We start from the raw sequence: 12,889 nt of genomic DNA, 5'->3' as shown, positions 1-12,889 counted from the left end.
AATAGGTGCTATGGTCGGCCCTTTCCCGTGGTGGCGCCCGGCCCCCTCCTGAATCTTCTTGCATCCTTTAGAGGAAAAACCCGCCATGTCCGAAGCCGGAAACACGTTCGCTGACACTGCGCTCAACGCCAGTGACATGGGAAGCCAAAATGCCTTGCTGAAAGCCGGCGCCTTGCAGAACGCCATCATCACGAGCCCCAATTTCTCGCTGATTGCCACGGACGAAAAAGGCATCATCCAGTTGTTCAATGTCGGCGCCGAACGCATGCTGGGTTACAGCGCAGCCGACGTCGTCAACAACATCCGTCCGAGTGATATCCACGACCCTCAGGAAGTGATGGCGCGGGCCGAAGCCTTGAGCGCAGAGCTCGGAACCACCATTGCGCCGGGCTTTGAAGCATTGGCTTTCAAAGCCTCACGCGGCATTGAAGACATCTACGAGCTGACCTACATCTGCAAGGACGGCAGCCGGTTCCCGGCCATCATTTCCATCACCGCCCTGCGCGATGACTATGGCAGCATCATTGGCTACCTGCTGATTGGCACCGATAACTCGGCGCGCAAGCGGGTGGAGCTGGAGCTCAACCAGGCCATGGCGGCGGCCGACAAGGCCAACCGCGCCAAGTCCGACTTTCTGTCGAGCATGAGCCATGAACTGCGCACACCACTCAACGCGATTCTGGGTTTTGCCCAGCTCGTGGAAACGGGCACGCCCGCGCCGACGCCGACCCAAAAACGCAACATCGACCAGATTCTCAAGGCCGGCTGGTACCTGCTGGAACTGATCAACGAAGTCCTTGATCTGGCATTGATCGAATCCGGCCGCCTGACCCTTTCCAAGGAGCCGGTCTCCCTGGCCGAGGTCATGCTCGAATGCCGGGCCATGATTGAGCCGCAAGCCCACAAGCGCGACATCGGCATGACGTTTCCCCGGTTTCATGCCCCCCACTTCGTCAAAACCGATCGCACCCGAATCAAACAGGTTCTCATCAACCTGCTGTTCAACGCCATCAAGTACAACCGGCCCCATGGCATGGTCGCCGTGGAATACACCGTGAAGCCTCCACACGCCATACGCATCAGTGTGTGCGACACTGGCATGGGACTCGCACCCGAACAGCTGGAGCAACTCTTCCAGCCATTCAATCGCCTGGGCAAGGAGTCCGGCGCGGAAGAAGGCACCGGCATTGGCTTGGTGGTAACCAAACGGCTGGTTGATCTCATGGGGGGCGCCATTGGCGCAGACAGCACGGTGGGCGTGGGCAGCGTGTTTTGGGTCGAATTTGACCTAACAACTGCTCCTGAACTGGAGGAGTCACACCCAGAATACAACCCGCTAGCGCGTCCGTCTGCGCCGGATGGCGGTCTGCTGCACACCCTGCTGTATGTCGAAGACAACCCCGCCAATCTGGAATTGGTTGAGCAGCTCATTGCGCGCCGCCCGGACCTGCGCCTGTTGACGGCGGCCGATGGGCATCTGGGCATCGAATACGCCCGCACCCACCTGCCGGAAGTTATTCTCATGGACATCAACCTGCCCGGTATCAGTGGCATTGAGGCCATGAAAATTTTGCACGCTGATCCCCTGACCGCACACATTCCCATCATTGCACTGAGCGCCAATGCGGTGCCGCGTGACATTGAAAGAGGCATCGAGGCAGGCTTCTTCAACTACATCACCAAGCCCATCAAGGTCCGCCAGTTCATGGACGCGCTGGACGTGGCGTTGATCTTTGCACAAACACGGGCAAGCCGGTCAGCCCAGAAGACACTCCTATGACTATTTCAGAAACCGACATCCGCAACTCCCGCATCCTGGTGGTGGATGACCAGCCCGTCAACGTTGAATTGCTGGAGCAGATGCTCAAACATGAGGGCTACACCCGGGTTACGTCCACCACCAACCCGTGTGAAGTCTGTGCGCTGTATGGCGAGAACCACTACGATCTGATCTTGCTGGACCTCAAAATGCCCGGCATGGATGGCTTTGAGGTCATGCAGGCGCTCAAGGTCCGCTATCCGCAGGACTATCTTCCCATTCTGGTCATCACGGCCGAGCCCGGTCACAAACTCCATGCCTTGCAGGCTGGTGCAAGAGACTTCGTGAGCAAGCCATTTGACATGCTCGAAACCAAAACGCGCATCCGCAACATGCTGGAAGTACGCCTGCTCTACCAGGCACTGGAAAAGTCCAATCAGGTACTGGAACAAACAGTGCAGGAGCGAACCGCCGAATTGCGTGAGAGTGAAGCCCGCTACCGTAGCCTGACAGAACTGGCTTCCGACTGGTATTGGGAACAAGACGAAGCGGGCAACTTCACCCAGGTTTCCGGCCCTGTTCTGGAGATGCTGGGCATCCGTTCCGACACCACGGCGGACGACCTGTCAGGCATTGAGGGCGCCGGTTGGAACGAGGCCGAGCGCAAGGTGCTCCAAACGCGTATTGCAGCCCGGCAGCCCTTTCTGGATTTCGTCTTCAGTCGCGTCAACGCCGATGGATCCCGGCAGGAGTTTCGGGTGAGCGGTGAACCCATGTTCAGCCGGTCCGGTCGATTCATCGGCTACCGTGGCATCGGCGTGGAACTCATCGCCAGGAAGTAGCGCAGTCGCTCCAAAACTCAACGATGCCCATACCCCACAGCCCCAGCCAGAATCGCCTTCTCGCAGCCTTGTCGGTGCAGGAGTTGCAACGCCTGACTCCGCATCTGGAGCTGGTCTCCCTGCCCTTGGGTGAAATGCTCTACGAAACCGGTGGCCCGCTGCGGCATGCTTACTTCCCCACCACATCCATCGTGTCGCTGCACTATGTCGTCGACACCGGCGCATCGTCCGAAATTGCGGGTGTGGGCTGCGAGGGCCTGGTGGGCGTGTCGCTCTTCCTGGGAGGAGACACCACTCCCAGCGCCGCCGTGGTGCAAACCGCCGGCCATGCCTACCGGCTGGACCGCCATATTTTGAAGCAGGAGTTTGACCGCTCCGGGCTGCTGCAACGGCTGTTGCTCCGCTACACGCAGGCCCTGATGACACAAATGGCCCAGACGGCGGTCTGCAACCGCCACCACATGGTGGAGCAGCAACTGTCTCGCTGGTTGCTGGTCACGCTGGACCGTATCCCATCGGGTGAACTGGTGATGACGCAGGAACTGGTAGCCAGCATGCTCGGCGTGCGCCGCGAAGGCATTACCGAAGCGGCCGGCAAACTGCAGCAAGCAGGCTATATCCGCTACCGCCGTGGCCACATTGCGGTGCTGAATCGCTCCGGCCTGGAGAAACGTGCCTGCGAATGCTACGGTGTCGTCAAGAAGGAATTCAGCCGCTTGCTGGCCGATATCCAGCAACCCCCGCAAACCTGATCGCAAAGCCCCACATGGGGCCTTGCGCGTCCATCTAGAGTTGACCGTAGGCAGCTTTGCTTCCTTGATGCAACCGACCATGGTGTCACCCGCCGGTGCTGCGCATTTTCCTTGGCTACGGCGCAGGCGGCATCGCGCTTTTTCGCTGCGGTCGTTTTCAGAAGCCAACTGCACGAAATACTGGGGCGATCTGTATGACAACCGAACAAGTTCTGTGTGCGCTTGCGCACAGACGGGCGCCTCGTCCGGGGATAACCTACAGGCTCCAATCAACCAAAGGAACGACAAACATGAAACACACCAAACTCATTTCCGTACTGCTTGCAGCCTGTGCCCTGACGACCATTGTGGGCTGTGCCTCAACATCCAGGCAGGAAAGCACGGGCCAATACGTTGACGACAGCGCCATTACCGCCAAGGTCAAAGCTGCGATCTTCAACGAACCAACGCTGAAGTCAGCCGAGATCAACGTGGAAACATTCAAGGGTCGCGTGCAGCTGAGCGGATTCCTGAGCTCCCAAGCCAACATCGACATGGCCGTGGCGACCGCACAAGCCGTTAGCGGCGTGACGTCCGTCAAGAACGACATGCGTCTGAAATAACCGGTCACTCACCGGTGACAGCACCGTGGGAACCGTTGGCGGCGCCGCTATGGGCGCCGCCAGCGGCAACCAGGTCCAGTGATCACTGGTCCCTCATTGAAAGGTCAAATATGCTCTATACCATCGCCGTCATTCTTATCGTCTTGTGGCTCCTCGGCTTGGTCACCTCCTATACCATGGGCGGTTTTGTCCACGTACTGCTGGTGATCGCCGTCATCGTGGTGCTGCTGCGGGTAATTAACGGCAACAGTCCGTTCTAGACCGCATGCCGCACTGGCGTCAGGTTCTGACTCAGTCCGGCACAAAGCCCGCCGTAAATTTATTCCGGTCGGCCTCCAATTCGAAGCTCACCAGTTGCCCCATCTTGTTGTCCGCCAGCCGGCAGGCCGCAAACAGGCTGTATTTCCCCTGCAGGTAGAAGCTCGGCAAGTCAATCAGCGCGTAGGGATAGGGAACGAACACCTCGTGCGCAAAGATCTCGCGGTGCGCGTTGCGCGGCGAGGGAAACAGTTTGTAGGTATCGGTGGTAATGGTGCGTTCAGCCATGGCAGTACAGCCCAGATTGCAAAGCCGCAAGCATAGCCGTCAGTCCCAGCGGGGTGGGCGCTTGTCGATGAACGCCTGCACCCCCTCCAGGGCCGCGTCGTCCATCATGTTGCAGGCCATGGTCTGCGCCGCGTCCTGGTAGGCCGCCTCGATACCCTCTTCGAGCTGGCGGTAGAACAAAGCCTTGCCCATGGCCAACGCCACGCGGGGCTTGGACAGGATGCTATCGACCAGGCGGGCAACCTCCAGGTCCAGCAGGGCGGGCTTGGCCACCCGGTTGACCAGGCCCTGCCTCTGGGCCTGCTCGGCGTCGATGAACTCCCCCGTCACCAGCATTTCAAACGCCGCCTTGCGCCCCAGGTTGCGCGACAGGGCCACGCTGGGCGTGGAACAGAACAGGCCCAGGTTGACTCCGCTCACCGCGAACCGGGCCGTGCTGACGGCAACCGCCAGGTCGCACATGGCCACCAGCTGGCAGCCCGCCGCCGTGGCAATGCCCTGCACCCGCGCCACCACCGGCACCGCCAGGCGCTGGATGGAAAGCATGACGCGCCCGCACTGCGCAAACAGGTTCAGGTAGTAGTCCTGCGAGGGCGCTGCCCGCATTTCCTTCAGGTCATGGCCGGCACAGAAGGCCTTGCCCGCAGCGGCCAGAACCACCACGCGCACCGTGTTGTCGGTGGCAATGGCGTCCAGCGCGATCTGCAGCGAGGTGAGCATGGCCTCCGACAGGGCGTTGAACGCATCCGGCCGGTTGAGCGTGAGGGTGACGACGCCACGTGCATCGCGAGAGGAAAGGACGAGAGCTTCGGTGCTTGGGCTCATGGGCGCTCCTGAGGTGTGACACCCCATCTTACCGGCGCGCGCCCTGCAGCCCGCGGCGTCTGGCGCTATGCTTGCGCCTTTTGCGCAAAACACAGGAGCCTGCATGACGTTGTCGCTTTTCCCCCTGGGCTGGGGGCATTACCTGGCCGGGGGCCTGTTGATCGGAATCGGAGTGAGCCTGCTGTTCGTCCTGACCGGCTGGGTGGGCGGCATGAGCACCGTCTTCAGCAGCACCTGGTCGTATGTATCGAAGCGGCCGTTTTTTCAGCAGGGCCGCTTTGTGGATACACGGGTCTGGCGTCTTGTCTTCGCACTGGGCCTGATCGCCGGAGCCGCCCTCTGGTGGGCCGTGCAAGGCCCCGCAGGAGGTCTGAAAACCGGCGTGCCGCTGTGGCAGTTGGGCCTGGGCGGCCTGCTGGTGGGCTTTGGGGCCCGGCTGGGCAACGGCTGCACCTCGGGCCACGGCATCTGCGGCTTGGGCTCACTGCAGCTGCCGTCGCTGGTAGCGGTGCTGACCTTCATGGCCACGGGCTTTGTCACCGCCAACGTGGTGCTGTTTCTGGGAGGCCGCTGATATGTCGTTCGCAAAATTTCTCGCCGTGCTGGCCAGTGGCATGCTGTTCGGGCTGGGCTTGGCGGTCTCCACCATGGTGTCGCCCGAAGTGGTGCTGAGCTTCCTGCGTTTTCAGGACTGGGGCCTGATGCTGGTGATGGGCGGCGCCGTGTGCGTGACCGTGCTGGTGTACCAGCTGGCCCCCCGCCTGCTGGGCCGCCCGCTGCTGGGCGACCACTTCTCGGTGCGCCCCTCCACGCTGGACCGCGACACGGTGCTGGGTGCGGCCATTTTCGGCGTCGGTTGGGGGATCTGCGGGGTATGCCCGGGCCCGGCCATTGCCGGCCTGGGCACGGGCAACTGGTCGCTGCTGGTGGCGCTGGCCGGCATTGCGCTGGGCGCCTACGCGCAGGGCTGGCTCAAGGATCGCCAGACCCGCGCGGCGTGAAGACAGGGCCTTAGTTCAGGCCCACCAATTTATCCACCTCGATCGCGGCGTCCAGCGCGTCCAGCAGGCCCTTGCGCGCCTTGCGTTTGGTGTTCTTGTGGGCGGTCATGTTGAGGCCCTTGAGTTGCTGGGCCATTTCGCCCGCCGCCGCCAGCAATTGCTCGGCCGGCACCACCCGGTCCAGGAAGCCGGCGTCCAGCGCGCCCTGAGGGTTGAACATCTCGGCGTTGATGACGGCGCGCTGGAAGGCCGGCGGCGTCAGGCGGTCCCGCGCCAGGGCAATGCCCACGTGGTGCATGGTCATGCCGATCTTCACCTCGTTGAGGCCGATGTTGAACGCGCCCTCCACCCCGATGCGGTAGTCGGCCGACAGCAGCAGAAAGGCCCCCTTGGCCACGGCGTGGCCCGGGCACGCCACGATGACGGGCTGCGGATGCGCCAGCATGCGCCGCGCCAGCGTGGAACCCGCAGCCACCAGGTCCAGGGCGTTTTGCGGCCCCGACAGCATGACCTTGAGGTCGTAGCCGCCGCTCAGGATGCCGGGCTGGCCGGTGACGATCACCACCGCACCAGCCTGCTCGGCCTGGTCCAGCGCCCGGTTGAAGCTGGCAATCAGTTCGGGGGATACGGCATTCACCTTGCCATTGGTCAAGGTCAGTGTCGCCACACCGTCCTGCAAGCTGTACACAACCAGTTCACTCATGATCAATCTTCCGTAAATTGCAAAAGCAGCAGTCTAGCGTGTGCCGTCCGGGCGGCACGTCGTTGACCCTGGTCAATTCGGCGGCCCGTGCCGGCCCGCCCCCATCCGAAGCCCGCAGCCCATGCGGGTTCGACCTGACCACAGCCGGGCAATACCGGCATAAAATGCCGCTGCAAAGCTTTTGTTTACTGCGCCAGTAGCTATCAATTTGATAGCGCAACCGCATGCCCTGTTCAACAATGCCACACACCAGCTTGCCGCAACGGCTTGCCACACTGATCGCAGGCCCCAGCGGCCCCATGCGGGCGCGCTATGCGCCTGCGGCGGTGGCGTTGGTGAGCTACCTGCTGCTGGCTCTGATACAGCAGGGTGAGGTTTACCTCGGGCTGATGCCACAGGCGGCGTCCAACCAGCTCACGCTGGTCACCCTGCCGGGCGCCTGCATATTCTTTGTGCTGGTGCGCAGCGGCTGGAGCCGGCGCTTTGCTGCGGACCCCAGCCTGACGCTGCCGCAAATGCTGTTTGCCATGGCCGCCCTCACCTGGTCCTACGCCATCAGCGGCCCCGCGCGCGGGGCTGTGCTGTCACTCATGATTCTGGTCATCCTCTTCGGCGTGTTCGACCTGAAACCCCACGTTGCGCGCCGCCTGAGCCTTGCCGGCTTTCTCATGCTGGCCCTGGCCATGGCCTGGCGGGCGGCAACCAGCGCCCAATACGATCCGCGCGTCGAGCTGATCCACTTTGTGTTCGCCGCCGTCGTCATGCTGGCAACGTCCAGCCTGGCCATTACCGTGAGCCGCCTGCGGGCCAAGCTGGCCGCGCAAAAGAAGGAACTGAAGACCGCACTCGCATTGAACCGCGAGCTGGCCACGCGCGACGCCCTCACCGGCCTGCTCAACCGCCGCGCCATGGTGGAGGTGCTGGCACACGAGCAGTCACGCGTCGACCGCGGTGCGCAGGCCGTGTCGCTGGCGCTCATCGACATCGACTGGTTCAAGCGCATCAACGACGAACACGGCCATGGCGTCGGCGACACCGTGCTCCAGCGGTTCACGGTCGTGCTGGAAGACGAGATGCGCGCCTCCGATGCGCTGGCCCGCTGGGGTGGCGAGGAGTTCCTGCTGCTCATGCCCGATGCCGATCTGGACGCCGCCAACCAGGCGGTGGGCCGCATGCGCAACCGGATGGAACGCGAAAACCTCAGCGACATCAGCCCCGCACTGCGGCTCACCTTTTCGGCGGGTGTTGCCCAGTTCGTGCCCGATGAATGCTTCAACGCCACCATCGACCGGGCCGACCAGGCGCTGTACCGCGCCAAGGAGTCTGGACGCAACCGAGTGGAGATGGGGTAAGGCCCCGCTAGCCTGCCGGGCGCTGCAGCCGCTGCGGCCCCAGCATCTCCGGCGTGAGGCCCAGGGCGGCAATGTGGGCCGGCAGCGGCAGGCCGCGCGCCAGTGCGGCACACGCCTCACCCATGGCCGGCGCCGTCTGTATGCCATAGCCGCCCTGCGCGGCCACCCACACAAAACCGGGGACTTGCGGGTCCGGCCCGCCCACCAGTCCGCCATCGGCCACAAAGGAGCGCAGACCGGCCCAGGTGCGCTGCGGGCGCCGCATGGCCAGCGTGGTCATCTCGCCGATGCGGTGCATGGCCAGGGCAATGTCCATCTCCTCGGGCTGCACATCGTGGGGCGGCACCGGGTCGGCGTTGGCGGGAGACCCCAGCAGCATGCCGGCATCGGGCTTGATGTACCAGTCCTCCCCGGCGCTGTAGGTCATGGGCCACTGTGCGACCGCAACCCCGGGGGGCGGCGCAAACACAAAGGCCGAGCGCCGGCAGGGCTGCAGGCCGATCGGCATGGCGCCGGCCAGCTGGCCCAGTTCGTCCGCCCAGGCACCGGCGGCGTTGACCACCACGCGGGCACGCCAGGCGCGACCGTCGGTGGTCTGCACCTGCCACTGCGCGCCGTCGTGGTGCAGGGCCGCAACCCCGGCATCGCAGGCCAGCGTGCCACCATGGTGGCGCAGGCCTTTGAGAAATCCCTGGTGGATGGCGTGCACGTCCATGTCGGCGGCATCGGGCTCGTAGGTGGCGCCGGCCGTCGTCTCCGGGCGCAGCACGGGCACCATCGCACAGGCCTGCGCGCCTGTCAGGCGCCGGGCCATGGGGGATAACGGGCTGAGCACCTGCCAGTGGGCGTCCAGCGCATCCATCTGCTGCGGCGTAGCCACCATCATGGCCCCGCGCGGGCTGATCAGGGGGTGCTCGGAAAACCCCGCGGGCGGCTTGCTGTAGAACGGCAGACTGGCCAGCGACAGCGCCCGCACCTGCGGGCCGCCATAGCTGGCCATGAACAGCGCAGCCGACCGCCCCGTGGAGTGGTAGCCCGGCTGCGACTCGCGCTCCAGCACCAGCACCCGGCCATGCGGGGCCAGCCAGTAGGCGACCGACGCTCCGGCAATGCCAGCACCCACAACCAGAAAGTCGACAGATACGGGAGCGCGAGACGTTTGCGGCATAGTGTGGTCCTCCGAGCAGACGCCCTAGTTTACGCACGCCGCCACCATGCCCCACACCACCCGTCTGGCCGACGCCATGGCCCTGCTGCAGCAAAACGCCCGCCCCGAGGAACTGGCGAGCATGGCCCGTTTTGGCATCGTGGGCGACAACCGCCTGGGCCTGTCCATGCCCGTCATGCGCCGCATTGCCCGCACCCTGGGGCGCGACCACGATCTAGCCCTGGCGCTGTGGGACACCACCATTCCCGAAGCCCGCATCGTGGCCGGCCTGCTGGCCGACCCCGCACGGCTGACCTCACGCCAGATGGATGCCTGGGCCCGGGGCTTTGCATCCTGGGACGTGTGCGACCAGGTCTGCGGTAGCGCCTTTTTGGCCTCACCCCTGGCGTGGAACAAGGTAGCGGCGTGGTCCGCGCACGAGGAAGAGTTTGTGCGCCGCGCCGCCTTTGCCCTGCTGGCCACCCTGGCGGTTCACGACAAGCAGGCACCCGACGCGCAGTTCATCGCCGCGCTGCCCCTGGTGGAGAGCGCCGCCGCCGATGGGCGCAACTTCGTGAAAAAGGCCGTGAACTGGGCGCTGCGCAACATCGGCAAGCGCAATGGGGCGCTGAACGCGGCCGCGCGGGAGGCGGCCCTGCGCATCCGGCAGCAGGGCACGCAGCCGGCGCGCTGGATTGCGGCAGACGCGCTGCGGGAACTGGAGAGCGAGGCGGTGCAGGAACGCCTACGCAAACGGTCGGGCCGCCCCCGGCCGGCCTGAGCGTCAGGTCCGCAGACTACGCTGCGAATGCGTAGATCACGTCTTCGCTTTCGACCATGTCCAGCCGGATGGTGACGTTGATTTTCTTCATGTGGGGCCCTTGCATTCAGGGGGCCTAGGCTACCCCAATCCGAACCCGCCCTACCCGATGCGGGCGCAGCATCCTTGCGAAAAATCATGCTGTGGCATTCCGCCAGATTTACAGTGAAAACCGTTGTGCGAATCCACGGGGAGAAATTTGTATGCTGAAACACCTGATTACCCTGGGCACACTCTGTGCCACAGGCGCCCTGCATGCACAGGGCTCAGCGCCCGCCGCGGCTGCCTCTGCGTCCGTGTCTGCCACGCAGACTGCAGCACCGACTGGCGCGTTTGTCATTCGCCCCGCAGAGGCTTACGACACCTCCAAACTACCCGACGACCACTACGGCCGGCTGGCTCGCTACGGCAAGGAACTGACCGACCGCACCTTTGCATACATTGGCCCGGAGGTCAAGAACACCAAGATGCGCTTCGCGGGCAACAACCTGGCGTGTGCATCGTGCCATCAGGCCTCGGCGACCAAGAAATTTGCCATCCCATGGGTCGGCGCGCATGCCACCTTTCCCCAATACCGGGCACGGGAAGACGAAGTCAGCACAGTAGAGGAGCGCATCAACGGCTGCATGGAACGCAGCATGGCCGGCAAGAAACTGCCGCTCGACAGCCGCGAGATGAAAGCCTTTGTCACTTACATGCATTTCCTGTCCAGGGACGTGCCAACGGGCGGCAAGGTCGAAGGCCAGGGCCTTCCGCCCTTCAAGGCACCGAATCGCCGCGCCGACCCCGCTGCCGGCAGCACGGTCTACGCGGAAAAATGCGCGAGTTGCCACGGTGCCGAAGGTGCGGGGCTGCGGGCCGGTGCTCCGGGAAGCGCCACGGGCTACACCTTCCCGCCGCTGTGGGGCAAGGATTCGTTCAACAACGGCGCCGGAATGAGCCGCCTGCTGTTTGCCTCATCCTTCATCAAGACCAACATGCCGCAGGGCACGCAGTACGGCCAACCCCAGGTAACAGACGACGAGGCCTACGACGTGGCGGCCTTTGTCCTGAGCCATCCACGACCAGTCAAGGCCCATCTGGAGCGCGATTTCCCCGGACGCTGGAACAAGCCTGTGGATTCGGCTTTCCCACCCTATGTGGACGGGGCGCCGGCCGACCAGCATAAATATGGACCGTTCGGCCCATTGCAGGACAACATGAAGGCGCTGAAGGACACCCTGATGAAGTCTTCGGCGAAGTAGACGCCGCCCTTGCGGGCGGGCATCGCAGGCTAGAGTGCCTGCGCCAGGCGTGCGATGCCTTCCTCGATCTTTGCCACGTCCGCCGTTGCAAAGCTCAGGCGCAAGGTGGCGTGGTCCGGGTTGCTGGCGTAGAACGGCGCACCCGGCACAAAGGCCACGCCTTTTTCAATGGCGCGTTTGGCCAATTCGCCGCCGTCGCGCACCTTGCCGCCGGCCCCCGTCAGGCGCGCCCAGACAAACAGGCCGCCCTGCGGCTGCACAAAGTCGATGGCGCCGCCCAGCTCCTTGCGCAGGGCGTTGCACAGGGCCTGCGCGCGCTCGGCGTACACCGTGCGCACATGGGCCAAGGTGGCGGGCATGCGACCGGCCTTGAGGTACTGCGCCGCGGTGGCCTGGGCAAAGGTGCTGGTATGGGCGTCACTGAACTGCTTGCACATGGTGGCCTTGGCCAGCAACTCGGGCGGAGCAATCAGCCAGCCCACACGCAGGCCGGGACTGAGCACCTTGCTCAGGGAGCCGCAATGCGCCAGCAGCGCACGGCTGCCCGGCACGCTGGGGCTCATGGCCAGCAAGCTGGGCGGTGGTGCTTCGCCGAAGTACAGGTCGCCATAGGGGTCGTCTTCCACCACCAGGGTCTGGTACTGCACGGCCAGCTCCAGCACCCGCTTGCGTCGCTCGGCGCTGAGCATGGCACCGCTGGGGTTGCCAAAGGTGGGGATCAGGTAGACGAACTTCGGGCGGTGCTCGGCGATCAGGGCCTCGAGCTTGTCGGTCTGCACGCCGTGGGCGTCGATGGGTGCGCTGATGACCTCGGCGCCGTACAGGCGAAAGCACTGGATGGTGGCCAGAAAGGTGGGGCCTTCGACAATGACCTTGTCGCCGGGGCTGACCATGGTCTTGCCCAGCAGGTCCAGCGCCTGCTGGCTGCCGGTGGTGACGATCAGCTGCTCGGGCGCCACATCCTTGGTCCCCTTGCTGGCCATGAAGGCCGACAGCTGTTCGCGCAGCGGCTGGTAACCCTCGGTGGCACCGTATTGCAGCGCGGCGCCGGGCTCCTGCGCCAGTGCGGCGTTGGCGGCTTCGCGGATGCCGTCCACGTCAAACATGGCGCTGTCGGGGAAGCCGCCGGCAAAGCTGATGATGCCGGGCTTGCCCAGCAGCTTGAAGAGCTCGCGGATGGCGGAGGTTTCTACGTTGTTCAGGCGGTCTGCAAAGGGAAGTGACATGGTGACGGGTCTGCAATCTGGTTTTTGGCGGTAGATGGCACGATGTTAGCGCCTGAATGGGACAATGCCC

15 protein-coding genes are annotated in these 12,889 nt (G+C 64.1%); 10 read left to right on the top strand and 5 right to left on the bottom strand.

Translation table 11 applies throughout. The annotated features are described in order from the left end of the window. Positions 1-85: 85 nt before the first annotated feature. The 5 genes from AC1Q5W_RS01115 to AC1Q5W_RS01095 all read left to right on the top strand — a co-directional run bounded on the left by AC1Q5W_RS01115 (position 86) and on the right by AC1Q5W_RS01095 (position 4,215). Positions 86-1,780: a hybrid sensor histidine kinase/response regulator gene (locus AC1Q5W_RS01115; protein WP_492645883.1), complete on the top strand. Its 1,695-nt coding sequence runs from the start codon at positions 86-88 to the stop codon at positions 1,778-1,780. Next, on the top strand, positions 1,777-2,601 hold the full coding sequence (locus AC1Q5W_RS01110; RefSeq protein ID WP_492645882.1) for a response regulator: 825 nt from the start codon (positions 1,777-1,779) through the stop codon (positions 2,599-2,601). The genes AC1Q5W_RS01115 and AC1Q5W_RS01110 overlap by 4 nt, the downstream gene beginning before the upstream one ends. A 23-nt stretch (positions 2,602-2,624) precedes the next feature. Beyond that, a complete protein-coding gene (locus tag AC1Q5W_RS01105; RefSeq protein WP_492645881.1) occupies positions 2,625-3,353 on the top strand; it encodes a Crp/Fnr family transcriptional regulator in 729 nt (242 codons plus the stop codon). Positions 3,354-3,643: 290 nt separating this feature from the next. Then, positions 3,644-3,955, top strand: coding sequence for a BON domain-containing protein (locus AC1Q5W_RS01100; RefSeq protein WP_492645880.1), 312 nt, complete (start codon positions 3,644-3,646; stop codon positions 3,953-3,955). Positions 3,956-4,065: 110 nt separating this feature from the next. Continuing rightward, complete coding sequence (locus AC1Q5W_RS01095) at positions 4,066-4,215, top strand: lmo0937 family membrane protein (RefSeq protein ID WP_492645879.1); 150 nt, start codon at positions 4,066-4,068, stop codon at positions 4,213-4,215. Positions 4,216-4,246: 31 nt separating this feature from the next. Here AC1Q5W_RS01095 and AC1Q5W_RS01090 read toward each other — a convergent pair whose 3' ends face one another. Further along, the gene (locus AC1Q5W_RS01090) at positions 4,247-4,501 is read right to left on the bottom strand and encodes a hypothetical protein (protein WP_492645878.1); all 255 of its coding nucleotides are present in this window, start codon (positions 4,499-4,501) and stop codon (positions 4,247-4,249) included. A 39-nt stretch (positions 4,502-4,540) separates the two neighbouring features. Beyond that, positions 4,541-5,326, bottom strand: a complete 786-nt coding sequence (locus tag AC1Q5W_RS01085) for an enoyl-CoA hydratase (RefSeq protein ID WP_492645877.1) — start codon at positions 5,324-5,326, stop codon at positions 4,541-4,543. Positions 5,327-5,429: 103 nt separating this feature from the next. Here AC1Q5W_RS01085 and AC1Q5W_RS01080 point away from each other — a divergent pair, with 103 nt between their 5' ends. Both AC1Q5W_RS01080 and AC1Q5W_RS01075 read left to right on the top strand, forming a co-directional pair. Further along, a complete protein-coding gene (locus AC1Q5W_RS01080) occupies positions 5,430-5,900 on the top strand; it encodes a YeeE/YedE family protein (RefSeq protein ID WP_492645876.1) in 471 nt (156 codons plus the stop codon). Position 5,901: 1 nt separating this feature from the next. Beyond that, positions 5,902-6,327, top strand: coding sequence for a DUF6691 family protein (locus AC1Q5W_RS01075; RefSeq protein ID WP_492645875.1), 426 nt, complete (start codon positions 5,902-5,904; stop codon positions 6,325-6,327). A gap of 10 nt (positions 6,328-6,337) precedes the next feature. Here AC1Q5W_RS01075 and AC1Q5W_RS01070 read toward each other — a convergent pair whose 3' ends face one another. Then, positions 6,338-7,030 carry a crotonase/enoyl-CoA hydratase family protein gene (locus AC1Q5W_RS01070; protein WP_492645874.1) on the bottom strand — a complete coding sequence of 231 codons (693 nt, stop codon included), beginning with the start codon at positions 7,028-7,030 and terminating at the stop codon, positions 6,338-6,340. Positions 7,031-7,269: 239 nt separating this feature from the next. Between AC1Q5W_RS01070 and AC1Q5W_RS01065 the strand changes: the two genes are divergently transcribed. Beyond that, positions 7,270-8,382 carry a diguanylate cyclase gene (locus AC1Q5W_RS01065; protein ID WP_492704003.1) on the top strand — a complete coding sequence of 371 codons (1,113 nt, stop codon included), beginning with the start codon at positions 7,270-7,272 and terminating at the stop codon, positions 8,380-8,382. Between the two features lie 7 nt (positions 8,383-8,389). On the opposite strand, the gene AC1Q5W_RS01060 is transcribed toward AC1Q5W_RS01065, so the two are convergent. Then, positions 8,390-9,550, bottom strand: a complete 1,161-nt coding sequence (locus tag AC1Q5W_RS01060) for an NAD(P)/FAD-dependent oxidoreductase (RefSeq protein WP_492645872.1) — start codon at positions 9,548-9,550, stop codon at positions 8,390-8,392. 46 nt (positions 9,551-9,596) lie between these two features. Here AC1Q5W_RS01060 and AC1Q5W_RS01055 point away from each other — a divergent pair, with 46 nt between their 5' ends. Continuing rightward, complete coding sequence (locus AC1Q5W_RS01055) at positions 9,597-10,310, top strand: DNA alkylation repair protein (protein WP_492645871.1); 714 nt, start codon at positions 9,597-9,599, stop codon at positions 10,308-10,310. Positions 10,311-10,552: 242 nt separating this feature from the next. After that, positions 10,553-11,593, top strand: coding sequence for a c-type cytochrome (locus AC1Q5W_RS01050; protein WP_492645870.1), 1,041 nt, complete (start codon positions 10,553-10,555; stop codon positions 11,591-11,593). A gap of 29 nt (positions 11,594-11,622) precedes the next feature. Here the strand turns inward: AC1Q5W_RS01050 and AC1Q5W_RS01045 are convergent, their stop codons facing one another. Beyond that, positions 11,623-12,819: an aminotransferase-like domain-containing protein gene (locus AC1Q5W_RS01045; RefSeq protein ID WP_492645869.1), complete on the bottom strand. Its 1,197-nt coding sequence runs from the start codon at positions 12,817-12,819 to the stop codon at positions 11,623-11,625. Positions 12,820-12,889 lie beyond the last annotated feature (70 nt).

The sequence above is a fragment of the Rhodoferax sp. MLSD5-FHT05B10 genome, assembly GCF_058793415.1.
The sequence above is the reverse complement of the archived record's forward strand: the minus strand, read 5'-3'. Positions and strand labels throughout refer to the sequence as shown.

Coding starts and splice junctions, on each gene's coding strand:
- AC1Q5W_RS01115 (WP_492645883.1), top strand. CDS start 86: ATGTCCGAAGCCGGAAACACGTTCGCTGACACTGCGCTCAACGCCAGT.
- AC1Q5W_RS01110 (WP_492645882.1), top strand. CDS start 1,777: ATGACTATTTCAGAAACCGACATCCGCAACTCCCGCATCCTGGTGGTG.
- AC1Q5W_RS01105 (WP_492645881.1), top strand. CDS start 2,625: ATGCCCATACCCCACAGCCCCAGCCAGAATCGCCTTCTCGCAGCCTTG.
- AC1Q5W_RS01100 (WP_492645880.1), top strand. CDS start 3,644: ATGAAACACACCAAACTCATTTCCGTACTGCTTGCAGCCTGTGCCCTG.
- AC1Q5W_RS01095 (WP_492645879.1), top strand. CDS start 4,066: ATGCTCTATACCATCGCCGTCATTCTTATCGTCTTGTGGCTCCTCGGC.
- AC1Q5W_RS01090 (WP_492645878.1), bottom strand. CDS start 4,501: ATGGCTGAACGCACCATTACCACCGATACCTACAAACTGTTTCCCTCG.
- AC1Q5W_RS01085 (WP_492645877.1), bottom strand. CDS start 5,326: ATGAGCCCAAGCACCGAAGCTCTCGTCCTTTCCTCTCGCGATGCACGT.
- AC1Q5W_RS01080 (WP_492645876.1), top strand. CDS start 5,430: ATGACGTTGTCGCTTTTCCCCCTGGGCTGGGGGCATTACCTGGCCGGG.
- AC1Q5W_RS01075 (WP_492645875.1), top strand. CDS start 5,902: ATGTCGTTCGCAAAATTTCTCGCCGTGCTGGCCAGTGGCATGCTGTTC.
- AC1Q5W_RS01070 (WP_492645874.1), bottom strand. CDS start 7,030: ATGAGTGAACTGGTTGTGTACAGCTTGCAGGACGGTGTGGCGACACTG.
- AC1Q5W_RS01065 (WP_492704003.1), top strand. CDS start 7,270: ATGCCACACACCAGCTTGCCGCAACGGCTTGCCACACTGATCGCAGGC.
- AC1Q5W_RS01060 (WP_492645872.1), bottom strand. CDS start 9,550: ATGCCGCAAACGTCTCGCGCTCCCGTATCTGTCGACTTTCTGGTTGTG.
- AC1Q5W_RS01055 (WP_492645871.1), top strand. CDS start 9,597: ATGCCCCACACCACCCGTCTGGCCGACGCCATGGCCCTGCTGCAGCAA.
- AC1Q5W_RS01050 (WP_492645870.1), top strand. CDS start 10,553: ATGCTGAAACACCTGATTACCCTGGGCACACTCTGTGCCACAGGCGCC.
- AC1Q5W_RS01045 (WP_492645869.1), bottom strand. CDS start 12,819: ATGTCACTTCCCTTTGCAGACCGCCTGAACAACGTAGAAACCTCCGCC.